Here is a 19,633-nt window from a genome sequence, read left to right on the forward strand (position 1 = left end):
ATTAGAATAATATTATAAGGTAAGTCATTGTAATTTAGACTAATAATTCTAAAATATTTAAAAATGAAACATACATATCATATACACGGAATGACCTGTAATGGTTGTAGAACACACGTAGAAGAAACGCTCTCTAAAGTAGGAGGTGTTTCAAAAGCAACAGTCGATTTAGATAAGGCAGAAGCTAACATAGAAATGGAATCACATATTCCCATAGAAACATTTCAAGAAGCCTTAAAAAAGGATGGTGGTACATATAGCATTCATAAACAAGGTGAACACCATCAGCATTCAGAAGCTAAAAAGGAAAAGCAACCTAAAGGTACAGGCACATTTTATTGTCCTATGCATTGCGAAGGCGATAAAATCTATAACAAACCAGGTGATTGTCCTGTTTGCGGAATGGATTTGGTGGAAGAACAAAATCTATCAGCAACTTCAAAGGAACAATGGACGTGTCCGATGCATCCAGAAATTGTAAAAGAAGAAGCAGGTTCGTGTCCTATTTGTGGGATGGATTTAGTGCCAATGAAAGCAGATAGTTCAGCAGAAGAAAAAACGTATAAAAAGCTATTAAAGAAATTTTGGATTGCCACAGCATTTACCTTGCCCATTTTCTTAATGGCTATGAGCGAAATGCTCAATAACAATCCGTTGTACGATATAATGGAACAGAAATATTGGAACTGGATTCAGTTTGCATTATCAATTCCAGTAGTGTTTTATGCCACTTGGATGTTCTTTGAACGTGCCTATAAAAGCATTAAGACTTGGAATCTCAATATGTTTACACTTATTGGGATTGGTGCAGGTGTGGCGTGGTCGTTTAGTGTTTTTGGTATGTTCTTTCCAGAAGTATTTCCAAGTCAATTTAAAACAGAATCAGGTGCAGTTCACGTCTATTTTGAAGCAGCAACTGTGATTTTAACGTTAGTGCTTTTAGGTCAATTGTTAGAAGCTCGTGCACATAGTAAAACCAATTCGGCAGTAAAAGAACTGTTGAAATTAGCACCTAATAAAGCCATAAAAATAGTAGATGGTGAAGAAGTTGAAGTCAGTATTGACGAGATAGAACTTAATGATATTCTAAAAGTGAAACCAGGAGATAAAATTCCTGTAGATGGTGTCATTACGGAAGGCAATACAAGTATTGACGAATCAATGATTACAGGAGAACCTATTCCAGTAAACAAGGCTGAAAATGATAAAGTAAGTAGCGGTACAATTAATGGGAATCAATCCTTTTTAATGAAAGCAGAAAAGGTAGGAAGTGACACTTTATTATCACAAATCATTCATATGGTTAATGATGCCAGTAGAAGTCGTGCACCTATTCAAAATTTAGCAGATAAAGTTTCAGGCTATTTTGTGCCAGTTGTAGTTCTTATTTCTATTATCACATTTATTGTATGGTCTATTTGGGGACCAGAACCAGTTTATGTGTATGCGTTTGTCAATGCAATTGCAGTACTAATCATTGCTTGTCCTTGTGCTTTAGGTTTAGCAACACCAATGTCTGTAATGGTTGGTGTGGGTAAAGGTGCTCAAAATGGTGTATTGATTAAAAATGCTGAAGCTCTTGAAAAAATGGATAAGGTAAATACGCTTATTGTTGACAAGACAGGAACAATTACCGAAGGAAAACCAACAGTTGAAACCGTTGGTGCTTTTAACGATGCTTTAAGCGAAAAAGAAGTGTTACAATACATCGTTTCATTAAATACCAATAGCGAACATCCTTTGGCAGAAGCGACAGTTAAATATGGCAAAGAACACAACACAGAAATTTTAAAGTCCGAAGATTTTAGTGCAGTCACAGGAAAAGGTGTTGAAGCGACCATAAAAGATAAAAAAGTAGCATTAGGTAATCCTAAAATGATGGAATATGCCAAAGCAGATATTATCTCTAAAATGAAAGACGAAGCTAAATCTTACCAAAAACAGGGTAAAACAGTTTCTTATTTGTCAATAGATAAAACCGTTGTTGGGTATGTAGTTATAGGCGATAAGATAAAAGAAACAAGTGCTAAAGCGATTAAAGCACTTCAAGATAAAGGGATAGATGTAATAATGCTAACAGGTGATAATCACGATACAGCACAAGCAGTAGCATCAGAACTAAATCTTGCAGATTTTAAAGCCAGTATGCTACCAGAAGACAAACTCAAAGAAGTAGAGAAACTACAAAAAAATGGAAAAGTAGTTGCTATGGCAGGTGATGGAATTAATGATGCACCAGCATTGGCAAAAAGTGATGTAGGTATTGCAATGGGTACGGGAACACATGTAGCGATAGAAAGTGCTATGATAACTTTAGTAAAAGGCGATTTACACGGTATTGTAAAAGCAAAAAATTTAAGTAATGCTGTAATGAAGAACATTAAGCAAAACCTATTTTTTGCACTTATCTACAACACTTTAGGTGTGCCTATTGCAGCAGGTGTGTTGTTTCCATTCTTCGGAATACTACTCTCGCCAATGATAGCAGCTTTAGCAATGAGTTTTAGTTCGGTTTCGGTAATAGGTAACGCACTACGATTAAGAACAATTAAAGTATAACTATAAAATCAAATAATTATGGAAAATTCAAAAAAACACTCAAACAAAGGAAATTACAAAACCTTCTTTATAATGTTGGCTTGCTCATTTGTAGCAATGTACATCACAATGTATTTAAACACCTATTCCATAGACCACGTATGGTTTAGTTTAACACGATTCTATATGACGTGTTTAGGGATTTCAACAATGGCAGTAATAATGTGGTTTTTTATGCGAAAAATGTATAATGATAAAAAGAAGAATATCGCAATACTCGCAAGTAGTTTCATTCTGTTTGTTGGTGCATTAGGGTTGGTAAGAACACAAGCACCCATTATTGGTGATGTCCTTTGGATGAAAGCAATGATACCACATCATTCTATCGCTATTTTAACAAGTGAAAGAGCAGATATTCAAGACCCAGAAGTTAAGAAATTAGCAGAAGATATTATTAAAGCTCAACGTAAAGAAATAGGAGAAATGAAAGCAATGATAAAACGATTAGAGAATGAAAAATAATAAAATAGTTATATATATTGGATTGCTCATAGTAGGCGTATTGTTGGGTTGGTTGCTTTTTGGTGGCTCATCAAATGAAGAAATAGACCATAATCACGATGCGGTTGCAGCAACCAATCAAATGTGGACGTGTTCTATGCATCCACAGATTATGCAACCAGAGCCAGGCGACTGCCCCATTTGTGGTATGGATTTAATTCCTGCGGAAAGCGGAAGTGATGGCTTAATGGCAGACCAATTTAAACTAACAGAAAATGCGATGGCATTAGCCAATATTCAAACAACTGTTGTAGGCAAGGGAAATGTTGAAGGCAACACCATAAAGTTATCTGGTAAAATTGCTGAAAACGAAGAAGCCAATGCAGTACAGGTAAGTTATTTCGCTGGAAGAATTGAACGTTTGAATGTGAGTTTTACAGGCGAAGAAGTTCGTAAAGGTCAATTATTGGCAACCATTTATTCGCCAGAACTCTATGCAGCACAACAAGAATTAATCACAGCAGCTTCTTTAAAAGAATCTCAACCTGCTTTATACAAAGCAGTCCGTAATAAATTGAAATTATGGAAACTCTCTGAAAATCAAATCAACCAGATTGAAGAAACAGGAAAAGTAAAAGAAAACTTTCCTGTGTATGCAACCGTTTCGGGTACTGTTACAGAAAAATTGGTAGAGCAAGGCGATTACATCAAACAAGGACAACCCTTATTAAAAATTGCCAATCTCAACACAGTTTGGGGAAACTTTGATGTGTATGAAAATCAGATTGACCGCTTTAAAAAAGGACAGGAAGTGATGATAACAACCAATGCTTATCCTAATAAAGAGTTTAAAGGTAAAGTTGATTTCATTGACCCAGTTTTAAACACGAAAACAAGAACTGTAACCTTACGTGTTGTTTTAAGCAATAAGGACGATGTATTTAAACCAGGAATGTTTGTAACCGCAAATATTGAAGGCAGTACAGCTAAAAATGATGAAGTATTATCAATTCCTGCATCTTCTGTATTATGGACAGGTGAACGTTCTGTGGTGTACCTTAAAACAAATCCAGACCAACCTATTTTTGAAATTCGTGAAATTAAATTAGGCAATCAAATTGGTAATGAATATGAAGTTGTAGAAGGTTTATTTGTTGGAAATGAAATAGTGACTAACGGAACATTTACGGTTGATGCAGCAGCACAATTACAAGGCAAAAAGTCTATGATGAATAAAGATGGTGGTAAAGTAATGACTGGACACGAAGGTCATTTAGGTATGGATAACAATGCATCTAACAAAGAAAATGACCACACTAATATGAATGAGCGTTTGGAAGTATCAGCGAAATTTCAAGAGCAGTTAAAAGCTGTTTTCAATGCGTATATCAATTTAAAAGATGCTTTGGTAAAAGAAGATTCAAAAAGTACTTCAACAAGCGCAACAACATTATTAAATAAATTGAACAAAGTAGATATGAAATTGTTGTCAGATAATAAGGCGCATAACCATTGGATGTCATTAGAAGGCGAAATAAAATCTTCTGCAACTTCAATTTCTGAAACGTCCGATATAAAATCTCAAAGAGACCATTTTAAACATTTATCATCACATCTAATCAATGCTGTTCAATTGTTTGGTGTCAATGAAAAGGTCTATGTGGAATTTTGTCCAATGGCAGATAACAACAATGGTGCATATTGGTTGAGTAAAGAAGAAAAAGTAATCAATCCATACTTTGGCGAAGCAATGCTAACCTGTGGTGAAATAAAACAAGTAATAGAATAATAAATCAAGTAATAACAATTAAATTTTAAACAATGAAGAAAGTAATTTTAAGTGTAGCTGTAATAGCAGCATTAGGTTTCACAAGTTGTAAAAACGAAACCAAAAAAGAAACAGAAACCACAACTACTGAAATGTCAAAAGATATGGCAATGACAGACCTGTCTTTTGGTGTAAGAGGAAATTGCGGAATGTGTAAAAATACTATCGAAAAAGCAGCTAACGGTGTTGAAGGTGTTGCAAGTGCTAATTGGGATGTCGATAAAAAGAAGATTGATGTGTCCTTTGATGATACAAAAACCGATGCAATGGCAATCCATAAAGCAATCGCAGCTTCAGGTTATGATACTGAAAAAGTAGCAGGTGATGAAGAAGCATATGATGGTTTACCAGATTGTTGTAAATACGACCACGACATGATGATGAATCAATCAGGTGACACAAAAAGTGATGACCATTCAAACCACAAACATTAATAAACAAAAATAAGAGTAGAGTTCTGTTTATGAACTCTATTCTATATTTAATGAAGTTCTTTGACTAAAGTGTAAGTTCTGTTTAGAAAATTTATTCGTTCCTATTGTTGTCCCTTATAAAAACCAAAAAAACCTTAAATCATTTGAAATCAAATGTTTAAGGCTTTTTTGTGGTGGTGCCTCCAGGAATCGAACCAGGGACACAAGGATTTTCAGTCCTTTGCTCTACCAACTGAGCTAAGGCACCAGTCGTTTTAAACGAGATTGCAAATATATATGCATTTTTAGTATTACCAAAAAGAAACTTTAAAAATTTACCCTCTTTGTTCATTAAAAAGTATAGTGTCAATACACTCAGCGAATTAATATGTTATTTTTTGGTTAAACCGACTTTGAATTTTTTTCGCATTTTGTATGTTTACCGCATATTAGTTTACTATGAATTTAATAATAGATGTAGGTAATACCTTAGTGAAACTAGCTGTTTTTCAGGATGGTGTTTTGTTTGAAAAAGTTATAATTCAACACGATGAGTTTCTGAATTCGGTTGAGCAAGTACTCAATAAATATCCTATCATCTCTAAAGGGATCATTTCTTCTGTTAGTAAGTTAAATAGTAAAGACATTAAAGTTGTAAAATCAGAGATTGATTTATTAGTGTTAAACCCTGAAACGAAACAACCTTATAAAAATTTATATAAAACGCCTGAGACTCTTGGTGTAGACCGAATAGCTTTGGTTAGTGCATCTGTAAAGCAGTTTTCTGAGACTAACGTTCTCATTATTGATGCAGGGACTTGTATTACTTATGACTTCATAAATGCTAAAAATGAATATTTAGGAGGTGCGATTTCTCCAGGTATCAGATTGCGATATCGAAGTTTAAATAATTTAACTTCAAATCTTCCGTTATTAGAGACTAAACAACCGGAATCATTAATAGGAAACAGAACCGATAGTGCAATCCATTCAGGAGTTGTATTTGGTGTTTTGAAAGAAATAGATGGTGTTATTAATGAGTATAAAGAGAAATATTCGGATTTAACAGTTATTTTAACAGGAGGTGATACCAATTTCTTGTCTAAACAATTAAAAAATGGCATATTTGCGAATTCAAATTTTCTTTTAGAGGGTTTGAATTTTATTTTAGAATATAATACATAATAATGATAAAAAAACTTGTAATAGTTTTCGTTGCTTTTTTTGCATTACAAATGAATGCTCAAGAAGGCACAGCTTCACCATATTCTTTTTATGGAATAGGATCTTTAAAATTTAAGGGTACAGTTGAAAATAGGAGTATGGGTGGATTAAGCATCTATACTGATAGCATTCATGTTAACCTTAGAAACCCTGCTTCCTATGTAGGTCCAGATTTAAAGACTTTTAATAATGAAAATCGTCCAGTTAAATTTTCGATAGCTGCAAGTCATAATAGCATCAATTTAAAAGCAGATTCTGGTAGCGAAAAAACAAGTGCTACCACAGTTGATTATGTAGCAATGTCAATGCCATTAGGTAAAAAACTTGGATTTGGTTTAGGAATTTTACCTTACACCTCTGTTGGTTATAAGCTAGAAGATTTGAACAGCAACAATCAGGTTGTAAATAGATATAGAGGCGAGGGTGGATTAAATAAAGCTTTTGTAGGTTTCGGTTATCAAATAACAGATAAATTAAGTGCAGGAATTGATTTTAATTACAATTTTGGTACGATCCAAAATACAGCTATCGCATTTTTATATGATGATGGAATACCTATACAATATCAAACAAGAGAGGAAAACAGATCAGAGCTTAGTGGATTAAACATTAATATAGGTTTAACTTATAAAACCAAGGTTAACGACGAGCTTGAATTGCAATCAGGAGTTACTTTCTCTCCTAAAAGTGATATCACATCGCGTAACACCAGAATATTTGGTACCATTTTAATCAATGAACAAAATGGACAAGAGCTTCTTATAAATTCTATCAATGCAGATTTAGAAACACAAGGTCTAGACAAAACCAATTTAACCTTGCCATCCAGATTCTCTTTTGGAACAGGAATCGGAGCGCCAAGAAAATGGTTTTTAGGAGCTGAATATACATTTCAAAACACAAGTGAGTTTTCAAATCCAATAGTAACAATCGATAACGCTACTTTTGTAAACGCATCTAGCATAGCAATTGGAGGGTTTTTTATTCCAGATTATAATTCTTTTTCTAGTTACTGGAAAAGAGCTACTTACAGGGCTGGAATCCACTTTGAAAACACAGGTTTAGAAATTAATAATGAAAAAATAAATGAGTTTGGCATATCTTTTGGAGTTGGACTACCAGTTGGGAAATGGTTCTCAAATGCTAACTTAGGATTAGAAGTAGGCAGAAGAGGTACAACGAACCAAAATTTAATTCAAGAGAATTTTGTGAGTTTCCAACTAAGTCTGTCATTAAATGATAGATGGTTTGAAAAAAGAAAATATAACTAACATAAAATTAATATAATGAAAACGAGAATTATTTTAGTATTAGCTGCTTTGTTTCTAACAGCAAATTTTGGTTTTGCTCAACAAGACGAGGAGTGTATGCTTAATTTAACCTTAATGAGCGATTTCGTTAAGAGTAAAAAATATGACGAGGCTTATGGACCTTGGATGAAAGTGAGAAACAAATGCCCAAAGTTTAGTTATGCTATTTATGCTTATGGTGAAAAAATACTGAAAGATAAAATTGAAAACTCTACAGGTCAAGAAAAGCTAGATTACATTAACGACCTTATGCTGGTTTGGGATCAAGGTATGGAATACTATCCAAGTAAATATGAACTTGGTGAAGTACTTGTTGATAAAGCATTATTAATGTACGACAACCAAAAAGAAATGGGGCTTACAGATAAGCAAATCTATGATGCTTTTGATAAAGCTTACAAGCAAGATTTAAAACACTTTAAAAGTGCTAAAGGCTTATATGTGTACTTTACTAAGATTGTAGATTTGTTCAAAGCTGAACAAGCACCACTTCAGGATGTTTTTAATAAATATGATGATGTATCTGAGCAATTAGAAAAGATTAATGCTGATTATACAATTAAGTTGAATAAACTTATCGAAAAAGAAGAGTCTGGAAAGGCATTAACTAAAAATGAAGGTAAATATAAGCCGTTCTATCAAAAGTCTTTAGAAGCTAACGATAAAATTTCAGGAAGTTTAGACACATATCTTGGTCAGTTAGCAAATTGTGAAAATTTAATACCATTGTATCAGAAAGACTTTCCAACATACAAGAATGATGCTGTTTGGTTAAAAAGAGCAGTAAGCAGAATGTATAATAAAGAATGTACTGATGATCCTTTATACATCGAATTAGTTAAAGCATATGATGCAACAGCTCCTTCTTCAGATACAAAGTATTTTGTGGCTACTATTTTATATAAGCAAGGAAAAGATAATGAAGCAGAGAAATACATTAAACAAGCTTATGATTTAGAAACAGATACTTTCAAAAAAGGAAAGTTAGCATATCGTATTGCTAATACGTTCAAAAGCAAAGGAAGTTATGGTTCTGCAAGAACCTACTATAGAGAAGCGTTAAAGCTTAATCCATCTGATGGAAAGCCACACTTGCAAATTGCAGCTATGTACGCAAAAAGTGCAAATAATTGTGGAGATACTAACTTTAACAAAAGAGCTGTATTTTGGTATGCTGCTGAAGAAGCTTTAAAAGCAGGAAGAGTAGATCCAAGTATGAAATCGGCTGCACAACAGGCTGCTAATTCATACAATGCAAATGCACCAACAAGGGCAGAAATTTTTGAAGCAGGAAATGCAGGAACAACAATCTCTATCGGTTGTTGGATTGGTGGAAGTGTAAAAGTTCCTAACCTTTAGATGAAACCTAAGTTTTTACATATAAATAAACGCATAGTCACAGCAATTGCTGTGACTATGTTTTTTTCATGTAAGAACAATTTTAAAGAAGTTCAACAAATAGGAGTGCTACAAAATCAACCTATTGGTGAAGCTAAAAATATAGATTTAAGATATACTGAAGCAGAAGATTCTATCGGTAAAGTGATTGCAAACCTTAAAAGTCCTAAAATGTTAGATTACTCTAACAGAGGATTTTCATTTTCTGAGTTTCCCGAAGGTGTAAACCTATCACTTTATGACGAAAATGGAGAAAAAAATATTATTCTGGCAGATTATGCTATTGTCTATAACAAAACCGATTTGATCGATTTACAAGGTAATGTGATTCTTATTACACCTCAAAACGATAGCCTTTTTGCAAATCAATTATATTACGATCAAAAACGAGAATGGTTATTTACAAATCAACAAGTAAGACTAAAATCTGCTACGTCTAATAATGGCAGAGGAAATATTTTTGATTCTGATACTAAATTTAAAAACTATACCATTCTCGAAGGAAGTGGTGATATGCTTTTAAAAGACGAATAGTTAAAATAGTTTAATAAAACATCTCTATCTTTGTAGCAAATATTTACAATCAAAATGAAGCTACTTCAGTTTTTTCAATACGTATACCTATTCTTTGCCGTACTTTTTATTTATGACGGAATTGACAGTTGGAATGATGGTACCAACAGATCTTACATTTCTTTTGTTTTTGCCGCTTTATCTTTATTTATGTTTTTCTTCAGAAAACGGTTTAGGAAAAAATTTGACGACAAGAATAATACGTAAGTATGGACTTAAGCATCCTAATCATTATTCTAATGTTATTACTCTCGGCCTTTTTTTCAGGCATGGAGATTGCTTACGTATCGTCCAATAAAATTCATATTGAAATAGAAAAAAAGCAAGGTGATTTTCTTGCTGGAATTTTAACACGTTTAACAGCTAAGCCTTCTAAGTTTATTGCAACAATGCTTATAGGCAATAATATAGCATTAGTAGTGTATGGGTTTCTAATGGGAGATGTTCTGGTAGAATGGTTTCAGTCGAAGCTTCCTACAGATTATCAGATTCTAAACTATTTGCTTAATGATTTAAGTCTGCTAACACAAACGGTTATCTCTACAGTCGTTATTTTAATTACAGCCGAATTTTTACCTAAAGTATTCTTTCAGATTTATGCCAATTCATTTTTGAAAATATTCGCATTTCCTGCATATTTATTTTATTTATTATTCTGGTTTTTATCTTCATTTATCATCTGGATCTCAGATAAAGTTTTAAAAACAATTTTTAAAACAGATGGAGATAATGTACAATTAGCAATGACAAAAGTTGAGCTGGGGAATTATATTAGCGAACAAATGCAATCGGTTGAAGAGCACGATGAGGTCGATAGTGAAATTCAGATTTTCCAGAATGCGTTAGAGTTTTCTGAAGTAAAAGCTCGTGAAGTTATGGTGCCACGAACTGAAATTATTGCTGTAGATGTCAAGGAATCTATAAAAAATATAAGCACTATGTTTATTGATAGCGGATTGTCAAAAATACTGGTGTATCAAGATTCTATTGATGATATCTTGGGTTACGTGCATTCGTTTGAGCTATTTAAAAAACCTAAATCTATAAAGTCAATAACATTACCTGTTGTATTTGTGCCTGCTACGATGTTAGTTAAAGACGTACTTAACATTTTAACTAAAAAGAGAAAAAGTATCGCTGTCGTAATTGATGAGTATGGAGGAACGGCTGGCATCATGACGGTTGAAGATATTGTGGAAGAACTTTTTGGCGAAATTGAAGACGAACACGATAGTGTGGAGTTAATCGAAGAAAAAATCAACGATATTCACTACAAACTTTCAGCTCGACTTGAAGTTGATTATGTTAATGAAACCTACAAGCTAGACCTTCCGGAAGGCGAAAACTATGAGACGCTCGGAGGATTAATTGTAGATGAAGCTGAAGAAATTCCTCAAGAAGGTGATATTGTAATTATTGGTGTTTTTAAATTTAAGATTTTAGAAGTGTCTTCAACCAAAATAGATGTTGTTGAATTATTTATTGTTGAAGAGGATTAGTTTTAAAAAGTAAGCCAATTCACACAAATAATAGTTCTTGTGAGCGTATGAATCTGTTGTATTTAGACGATAAAACATGACACTCACCCATAGACTTCTACATACCTTGCTATTTAAGTAATAAAAACATAATTCTACTTTTATTATTTAATAGAAAATGGTATTTTCGCCCACTTATTATTCGATAAATTATACATAAAATGGCAGTTTTAAATAAAATTAGACAACGTTCTTTGTTTTTGATTCTAATCATTGCACTAGCATTGTTCTCATTTGTACTTACCGATTTGTTTAGAAACAGTGATGCACTTTTTGGAGGTTCACAAGATGTAGTTGCTACCGTTAACGGTACAAATATCAACAGGACTGACTTTATGAACAGAGTGGAGCAAATGCAAAATCAATTGGGTCCAAACTCTACTTCAACTCAAGCAATGAATAGAGTTTATGATCAAGAAGTGAGAAAAGCGATTATGGCATCTCAATTTGAAGACCTTGGTTTAAGTGTTGAGCAGGATCAAATGAAAGATTTGCTTAAACAAAGTTTTTCTAGTTATCCTGAACTTCAAAATGAAGCTGGTGTTTTTGACGAAAATAAATTAACGGAATTCGTAAATAATTTAAAAGCGCTTAACGGACAAAGTGCTCCGTTAGGTACGTTTCAAATAAATTATCAGCAATGGGTTACTACAGAAAACAACATCGCTTTAGGAGCTCTAGAAAGAGCCTATTATGCTATGGTGAAAGCAGGTGTTAATGCTACTTTAGGAGAAGCAGAAGTAGACTATATGTTAGAAAACGCTACAAGAGACTTAAATTATGTTCAAATTCCTTTCACATCAATTGCAGATAGTTTAGTAGAGGTTTCAAAATCAGATATCACAAAATACATCAGTCAACATAAAGATAAATATGAAGTTGAAGCAACAAGGGATATCAGCTTTGTAGAATTTAAAGAAGTTGCTAGTGTTGAAGATGAAAATAATCTTAAAGCTGATTTGTTAAAATTATTAGATAATCAGGCTGTATTTAATGAAGCGACTAATACTACAGATACAATTATTGGATTAAGGAATACAAATGACATCGAAAGTTTTGTCAATTCTAATTCAGATATTACTTACAACGATGCTTTTGTAACTAAAGCTCAATTGCCTAAAACTGCTGCAGATACCATCTATAATACGGAAGTAGGTGGAATTTATGGGCCTTATAAAGATGATGGGTATTTCAAGTTGTCTAAAGTTGTAGCAGAAACTCAATTGCCAGATTCAGTTAAAGTTAGACATATTTTAATTCCGCATATGGGAGCACAAAGTGCTCAGCCAGATGTTACAAGAACTGTTGAAGATGCTAAAGCATTAGCAGATAGTATAAAAACTGTTGTTACGGCTAATCCTTCTAAATTCCCCGAATTAGTGACTGAGTTTTCTTCAGACCAAGGAAGTGTTGATAATGGTGGTGAATACGATTTTCATCCAATCACTCAAATGGTAAAACCATTCAGCGATTTTGAATTTCAAAATGAAATAGGAGACATTGGTGTTGTTAAAACAGTTTTTGGATTTCATATTATAGAGATATTAGATCAGAAAAATAAATCCAGAGCAATAAAAGTAGCTACAATAGCACGTGCAATTGAGCCATCTGAAAAAACAATTGATGCCACCTTTACTGAAGCATCTAAGTTTGAGCTGGCATTGCAAAAAGAAGATTTTCAAGAAGCTGCTAAAGAACGAGAACTAACTGCGAAACCTGTTAACGGGATTAAAGTTCTTGATGAAAATATTCCAGGCTTAGGAAGTCAAAGAGCAATTGTACGTTGGGCTTTTGAAGATGGAACTAAAGTAGGAGATTATAAGCGTTTTTCTATTCCAAGTGGAGGTTATGCTGTGGTACAAGTTGTTAAAGCAACGAAAAAGGGATTAATGGATGCCGAGAGCGCTTCAGCAACAGTGCTTACTGAAATACGAAACGAGAAAAAAGCAGCCATGATTATGGATGAAATTACAGGAACAACAGTTGCAGAAATCGCAAAAAATCAGAATAAAGCGACTAATAAAGCATCAGCTGTAAATATGAAAAATCCAACCTTGTCAGGTGCTGGTGCAGAACCAAAAGTTGTTGGGACCGCTTTTGGCTTACAAGAAGGAGAAGCATCTAAACCAATTGCTGGAAATAAGGGTGTATATGTTGTTGAGGTAACTAAGATTAACCAAGCAACGACATTAGATAATTATCAGGCTATTGCAAATCGTTTAAGTACAACAAGAACAAATGCAGCACAAACTAAAGTATATGAAGCCTTAAAAGAAACTGCAGATATAGAAGATAACAGAGCTAGATTCTTCTAGTCTTTAAAATTGATTAAAAAAAGCTTCACTTTGGGTGGAGCTTTTTTATTTTAAAATCATATCCTCATATGGTATAATGGTGGGAAATCCTTTCTCTTTAAAATATTGAATAGAGTTGTCATTAGAAGCTGCTAAAACAAAATCACCACCCCAAGCTCCAAGACTTTTAATACTACCATTAAAATCTTCAAAAAGCTGTTCTTTAGCAGGTTTTAGATTTACAATTTTTGAAATAATTTCTTCATGAGTATCCATGAGTTTTTGAAATTGTTCTAATGAATTACAATGAATCATTTCTTGTGTAATACCATTGATGTATTCTATCTCTTGCTTTAAATCTGAAGTATTAGTTCTATATTGAGCAATGCCATCTCGACTATTTTGTTTTTTATTTAAATGAACAAAATAAAGGTTGTCTTTAAAGGAAGGGTTAAAGTTTACAGATTGTATTTTTATTTTTTTATCATCTTGAACCAGGTTTAGGATCTCATGATCTTCGATTGTGTAAGTAATAGGGCTGTTTGCCTCAGCACACGCAACGTCATAACCGCTTCCGCCAAATGTTAACTTGAGTAATGTATACGGATTGATATTTGCCCAATTTGCTATATTATTAATTAAAGTAGAAGAAGTGCCTAAGCCCCAGTTTTTTGGAAATTCAAATTGTGTTGTCACTTTATAACCTTTGTCATCATTCAGAAAATCAGAACTAAGACTTTTGGTTACGTTTAATAAGTGTTGTAAACGATTAGAAATAGAATTGTCATTCTTAACTTTTTGATGAACGCCATTATCAGTAATCTTAAATGTCTCTTCAAACCAAACCTGTCCTTTTTCATCAAGACTGGTCCAATGCAAGTTGCCAAAAGCATTATGTTCAACCCTTAAATTTTGTCCAAATCTTGTTGGAATGGCTAGCGATAATGCACCATCAAGAACGACGTATTCTCCAGTAAGAAGTAGTTTTCCATGGCTATAATAATTTTTCACTATTTGTTGGCTCTTAAGTTATTTATAGCATCCACTACTGAACTATGCGTTACGGTATTGGTTTTAAAATGTGATATCAGTGTTTCCTTTTCTTCGGGAGTGGCTTCAAACTGATTTAATATATTCATAAGATGCATTTTCATGTGGCCTTCCTGAATTCCGGTAGTAGTCAGAGAGCGTAGTGCAGCAAAATTTTGTGCTAATCCAGCAACAGCTACAATTTGCATCAATTCTTTGGCTGAAGGATTCCCTATCATTTCTAAAGCTAGTTTGACCAAAGGATGCAAACTAGTTAATCCTCCAACAGTTCCAAGCGCCAAAGGAATCTCCATCCAAAATTTGAAAACACCATCGTTTACTTCAGCGTGTGTTAAACTGCTATAAGTTCCGTTTCTTGAAGCATAAGCATGAACTCCAGCTTCAACAGCTCTAAAATCATTTCCAGTTGCTAGAACTACAGCATCAATACCATTCATAATGCCTTTGTTGTGTGTTACAGCTCGATAAGGTTCAATTTCAGCTATATTAACGGCCTGAATAAATTTATCGGCAAATGCTTGAGGTGCTATATCTGGATTTTCAGTTAAATCTTCCACCTTACAACTTACTTCAGCTCTAACGAGACAATCAGGTACATAATTAGATAAAATACTCATGATAATATGAATATTACCAGTCAAAAAAGCTTTAGCTTCAGTTTTTAGAGTTGTTGCGAATTGTTCTAAGCAACTATTTATAAAATTTGCTCCCATGGCATCCATGGTTTCAAAAGTAGCGTGTAATTGATAGTAGTTTGTGAGATCTGAGGTTTTATCTCTAAGTTCAATATCTAGAATACCTCCACCACGTTTCTCCATACTTTTTGTAATTGAAGAGGTGTCTTTGAAGAATTTAGATTTTATAGAATTAAAAAACGATATTAATTCTTTAGTATGTCCATCGTAAGTAAAATGAACTTGTCCAATTTTTGTTGTAGAAATGACTTCAGCTTTAAATCCACCACGATCAAACCAGAATTTTGCAGCTTTACTAGCGGCAGCAACAACAGAACTTTCCTCAATAGCCATTGGGATTGTGTAGGTTTGTCCGTTAATTAAAAAGTTCGGCGCAACTCCAAGTGGTAAATAATAGTTGGTAATCGTGTTTTCTATAAATTCATCATGTAAAGATTGAAGTTTAGAATCACTATTCCAATACTGCATTAAAATAGTTTTAGCACTGTTGTTGTTTCTGAAATAAGAGTTGACAATCCAATCAATTTTTTCAGATTTAGATAATTTAGAAAAACCAGTAATCGTTTTTTGCATTAACTTGAATTTAAGGATACAAAGATACTATTCTTGTATGTAATTCTCTTTACCGTTGCTGTTATTAAACATTTAACTGTTAATAGTTAGGGTTTTTTGCTTAATTTTTAGTAAACTTGACATATTTTTATCAAAAAATAGCATGGTTCTTGAATGAGAAGTCAAGAATAATAAAAATACTAACTAACACTAAAATTATATGTCAACAACTGCATTGAAACCTCATCAAAAGGAGCTTTTCGGACAACCTATAGGGTTGTATATTTTATTTTTAACGGAAATGTGGGAACGTTTTTCCTACTATGGAATGCGAGCACTTTTAGTGCTATATATGACTACTGAAACTATTGGTGACGATAGAGGTGCAGGATTAGGTTGGACAAGTAAAGAAGCTTTAGCCCTCTATGGCTGGTATACTATGCTGGTATATGTCATGTCTATTCCTGGAGGAATGATAGCAGATAAACTTATTGGTCAAAAGAAAGCTGTTTTGGTTGGAGCTATCGTATTATGTCTTGGGCATGGCGTTTTAGTGCTAACAGATATTTGGGCTTTTTATACAGGTTTAGGACTTGTAATTCTTGGTGTCGGACTTTTAAAGCCCAACATTTCTACAATGGTAGGAGGATTATATAAAGAAGGTGATATTCGAAGAGATAAAGGATTTAGTATTTTTTATATAGGAATTAATTTAGGCTCTTTACTGGCTACAATGATTGTAGGTTTGGTTGTTGCAGAATGGGGTTGGCATGCTGGTTTTGGATTAGCAGGTATTGTGATGTTGATAGGATTAATCAACTATGTAGCTGGTCAAAAATATTTGACACAGGTCGGAAATTATGAGCCACCTAAAAAAGATGATCCTAATGAAATCTCTTATGGTAAGCTTTATGGGAAATTATTAAAGTCACCAACTCAATTAATGTTTACAGTTATTTTATTATTGATTTCACTCTATGGTTGGTATGCCTTAGAATGGGGTTATGGATTACTATTTGTGTTTCTTACAGCAGTAATTTCACTATTGATGATGATTTATAAAGAATTGGATTCTCAAATTTTCAAAGATCGGTTTATGGTTTTATTACTATCATTTATTATGGTAATTGTATTTTGGGGAGCATTTGAGCAAGCTGGTGGATTAATGAATTTGTATACAGAATCAAAGGTTGATAGAGTTTTATTTGGATGGGAAATTCCAACAGTAATGTTTCAAAGTTTAAATGCAGGCTTTATTATTCTTTTTGCAACTCTTGTTGCTTCTATTTGGGCTAAGCGAAAATTAAAAGGCAAAGAAGGATCTTCCTTATTTAAAATGGCTGTTGGTATTATCATTATGGGATTTGGATTCCTTTTTATGGTTTTTGCTGCAATGGAGTTTGAAAAGTCAGGAACATCTAGTATGATTTGGTTAGTATTAGCATATTTATTCCATACAATAGGAGAGCTATGTTTATCTCCTGTGGCACTCTCATTTATAACTAAACTTACACCTGTAAAATATGCATCTCTAATGATGGGCGTTTATTTTGCTGCAACTGGTTTAGGAAGTAAAGTAGCTGGTATCGTTGGTGAAGCGGCTAGTGATTTTGGTGAATATACCATTTTCTTAGGAATTTTAGTGTTTACGGTAATTATAGGTTCATTATTTATATTATTATTGAAGCCTTTAAAGCGTCTAACACATGGAGCAGAAGATAATGAACGCGAAATGCATAATGACGAAGCTGAAGGCTTTGAACTTGCAGATCCAGATCTTCATAACTAATTCAAAATTTTTTATAAGAACCTTTGTGCTTTAGAGTGCAAAGGTTTTTCTTTTTCTAACTAATCTTTCTTTTATGAATACTGATATCGAAAACCTTTTTAAAGATAAAGTCATTGGACATCCTGCTGGCTTATTTATCATTTTTTTTACTGAAATGTGGGAACGTTTCTCATTCTATGGAATGCGAATTCTTTTAGTTCTGTTTTTAACAGCTCCAATTTTAAGTGATAATCCAGGTTGGGAATGGCCGAGAGAACATGCTTTAGCCTTAATTGGTACTTATGGCTCCTTACTGTATTTAACTCCAATTGTTGGTGGATGGTTAGCTGACAAGTTCACAGGATATAAATGGGCTGTAATTATAGGTTGTTTTATTATGATGCTTGGTCATGCAGCTATGGTTTTTGAAACCACTTCTTCTCTTTATATTGGTTTAGCACTTTTGGTTATTGGAACTGGATTTTTTAAGCCTAATATGACCTCTATGATTTCAGAAATGTATAAAGGTAAAGAATCTAAAAAAGATGGTGCCTATACCATTTATTATATGGGTGTGAATGCTGGCGCATTTTTTGGAATGATGCTCTGTGGTTATTTAGCTGAAAATATTGGATGGAGTTATGGATTTGGTTTGGCAGGTATTTTTATGCTTTTAGGATTGATTCAATTTTGGTTAGCAAAAGACTTTTTCGGACAAATTGGAGAAAAACCTTCTAAAATTCACGAGGTAGAGCTGCCTCAAAATATTAACGAAGAAAACCCTAAAGAACACGATGCCACTAGTGATATAAAAACAAATCCATTTACAACTGTTGACAAGGTTTTGATTTTATTATCTTCTCTAGGAGGTTTCTTGTATTTAATTAACGACCCAATGTCTAAGATAGCAAATGTTAACTTTCTAAATTTCAAAATTGGTGGTCTAGATGGTTCTAATGCAACTGTTTTATTGGCATTAGTTTTATTTTTATATTTAATTATTACAAGAATCTCTAGGTATTCAAGAGTTGTAAGAGATAAAATTATAGCAGTATCTGTCTTTGGTATTTTTACAGTTATATTTTTCGCGGCTTTTGAACAAGCTTTAGGATCAATGACATTATTTGCCAGAGACTACACAGAACGTGCTTTAACAGGAAATTCTGCTATGGTTTTTAAAATAGTTGATTTGATTCTTACTGTTGGTCCTTTAGCTATCATTACATGGGTATTATACTTATTGTTTAAAAAGACATTTGCTAAAATCCCATATTCTAATATTATACTTGGTATTTCATTTGCTTTTCTTTGGTACATTGTCTACTACAAAATCAATAATGAATTCAGTAAAGATGCTACCGAAGTTCCTGCAACATGGTTTGGAATTTTGAACTCATTTTTTATTATCACTTTAGCTCCTATGTTTTCAAAATGGTGGGAAAGCAAATACAATCCGAGTGCAGCAATGAAATATGGTATTGGTTTAATGCTTTTAGGTTTAGGTTTTGGTATTTTAGTATTTGGTACTTTAGGAATTCCGCAAGGTGCCAAAACAGCATCTGTAAGTATGATATTCTTAATTCTAGCTTATTTATTGCATACTATGGGAGAGTTGTGTATTTCTCCAGTTGGATTATCGTATTTGAGTAAATTAGTGCCAGGACGAATGATTGGCTTTATGTTTGGTATTTGGTATTTAGCTATTGCTATCGGACAAAAAGCAGCAGGAACAATGGGAGGAATGATTGATAAGATCACTGAAGAATATTCATTAAGTACGTTCTTTTTGATTTTTACATTAGTTCCTGTTGCATTTGGTTTTATTTCTATGGTTTTAAATCCGCTTCTCAAAAGACTCATGCATGGTGTCCGATAATCGAGTAAATCGTTAAAATAACTTAAAATGCTCTGTTTTTGGAGCATTTTTTGTAAGTTCGGAACAGAAATTGCA

14 protein-coding genes and 1 tRNA gene are annotated in these 19,633 nt (G+C 33.3%); 12 read left to right on the plus strand and 3 right to left on the minus strand.

The window, feature by feature from the left end:
- The first annotated feature begins 63 nt into the window (after positions 1-63).
- The 4 genes from ACRHNM_RS03980 to ACRHNM_RS03995 are packed head-to-tail and all read left to right on the plus strand — an operon-like array spanning position 64 to position 5,301.
- Positions 64-2,559: a heavy metal translocating P-type ATPase gene (locus tag ACRHNM_RS03980; protein WP_431133891.1), complete on the plus strand. Its 2,496-nt coding sequence runs from the start codon at positions 64-66 to the stop codon at positions 2,557-2,559.
- Between the two features lie 18 nt (positions 2,560-2,577).
- Entirely contained in the window at positions 2,578-3,060 is a 483-nt protein-coding gene (locus ACRHNM_RS03985; protein WP_431133893.1) for a DUF305 domain-containing protein, read from the plus strand.
- Positions 3,050-4,828 (plus strand): efflux RND transporter periplasmic adaptor subunit, encoded by a 1,779-nt coding sequence (locus ACRHNM_RS03990; protein WP_431133895.1) that lies wholly within the window; start codon positions 3,050-3,052, stop codon positions 4,826-4,828. Before ACRHNM_RS03985 ends, ACRHNM_RS03990 begins: the two co-directional genes overlap by 11 nt.
- A gap of 32 nt (positions 4,829-4,860) precedes the next feature.
- Positions 4,861-5,301: a heavy-metal-associated domain-containing protein gene (locus tag ACRHNM_RS03995; protein ID WP_431133897.1), complete on the plus strand. Its 441-nt coding sequence runs from the start codon at positions 4,861-4,863 to the stop codon at positions 5,299-5,301.
- Between the two features lie 171 nt (positions 5,302-5,472).
- On the opposite strand, the gene ACRHNM_RS04000 is transcribed toward ACRHNM_RS03995, so the two are convergent.
- Positions 5,473-5,548: transfer RNA gene (locus ACRHNM_RS04000), tRNA-Phe, on the minus strand.
- Positions 5,549-5,739: 191 nt separating this feature from the next.
- Between ACRHNM_RS04000 and ACRHNM_RS04005 the strand changes: the two genes are divergently transcribed.
- From ACRHNM_RS04005 to ACRHNM_RS04030, 6 genes are all read left to right on the plus strand, one after another.
- Positions 5,740-6,465, plus strand: coding sequence for a type III pantothenate kinase (locus ACRHNM_RS04005; RefSeq protein WP_431133899.1), 726 nt, complete (start codon positions 5,740-5,742; stop codon positions 6,463-6,465).
- Positions 6,466-6,467: 2 nt separating this feature from the next.
- Entirely contained in the window at positions 6,468-7,775 is a 1,308-nt protein-coding gene (locus ACRHNM_RS04010; RefSeq protein ID WP_431133901.1) for a hypothetical protein, read from the plus strand.
- Between the two features lie 15 nt (positions 7,776-7,790).
- On the plus strand, positions 7,791-9,173 hold the full coding sequence (locus ACRHNM_RS04015) for a tetratricopeptide repeat protein (RefSeq protein ID WP_431133903.1): 1,383 nt from the start codon (positions 7,791-7,793) through the stop codon (positions 9,171-9,173).
- Positions 9,174-9,746: an LPS export ABC transporter periplasmic protein LptC gene (gene lptC / locus ACRHNM_RS04020; protein ID WP_431133905.1), complete on the plus strand. Its 573-nt coding sequence runs from the start codon at positions 9,174-9,176 to the stop codon at positions 9,744-9,746.
- A gap of 248 nt (positions 9,747-9,994) precedes the next feature.
- Positions 9,995-11,284, plus strand: a complete 1,290-nt coding sequence (locus ACRHNM_RS04025; RefSeq protein ID WP_431133907.1) for a hemolysin family protein — start codon at positions 9,995-9,997, stop codon at positions 11,282-11,284.
- Between the two features lie 200 nt (positions 11,285-11,484).
- Positions 11,485-13,638 (plus strand): SurA N-terminal domain-containing protein, encoded by a 2,154-nt coding sequence (locus ACRHNM_RS04030; protein WP_431133909.1) that lies wholly within the window; start codon positions 11,485-11,487, stop codon positions 13,636-13,638.
- Positions 13,639-13,683: 45 nt separating this feature from the next.
- Here ACRHNM_RS04030 and ACRHNM_RS04035 read toward each other — a convergent pair whose 3' ends face one another.
- Both ACRHNM_RS04035 and ACRHNM_RS04040 read right to left on the minus strand, forming a co-directional pair.
- Complete coding sequence (locus tag ACRHNM_RS04035) at positions 13,684-14,628, minus strand: GYDIA family GHMP kinase (RefSeq protein WP_431133911.1); 945 nt, start codon at positions 14,626-14,628, stop codon at positions 13,684-13,686.
- The gene (locus tag ACRHNM_RS04040; RefSeq protein ID WP_431133913.1) at positions 14,628-15,935 is read right to left on the minus strand and encodes a hydroxymethylglutaryl-CoA reductase, degradative; all 1,308 of its coding nucleotides are present in this window, start codon (positions 15,933-15,935) and stop codon (positions 14,628-14,630) included. The genes ACRHNM_RS04035 and ACRHNM_RS04040 overlap by 1 nt, the downstream gene beginning before the upstream one ends.
- Positions 15,936-16,134: 199 nt before the next feature.
- Here ACRHNM_RS04040 and ACRHNM_RS04045 point away from each other — a divergent pair, with 199 nt between their 5' ends.
- Entirely contained in the window at positions 16,135-17,703 is a 1,569-nt protein-coding gene (locus ACRHNM_RS04045; protein ID WP_431133915.1) for a peptide MFS transporter, read from the plus strand.
- 73 nt (positions 17,704-17,776) lie between these two features.
- Positions 17,777-19,558, plus strand: a complete 1,782-nt coding sequence (locus ACRHNM_RS04050; protein ID WP_431133917.1) for a peptide MFS transporter — start codon at positions 17,777-17,779, stop codon at positions 19,556-19,558.
- The last annotated feature ends 75 nt before the right edge of the window (positions 19,559-19,633 follow it).

It is taken from the genome of Psychroserpens mesophilus, from assembly GCF_050617655.1.
GTDB lineage: Bacteria > Bacteroidota > Bacteroidia > Flavobacteriales > Flavobacteriaceae > Psychroserpens > Psychroserpens mesophilus_A.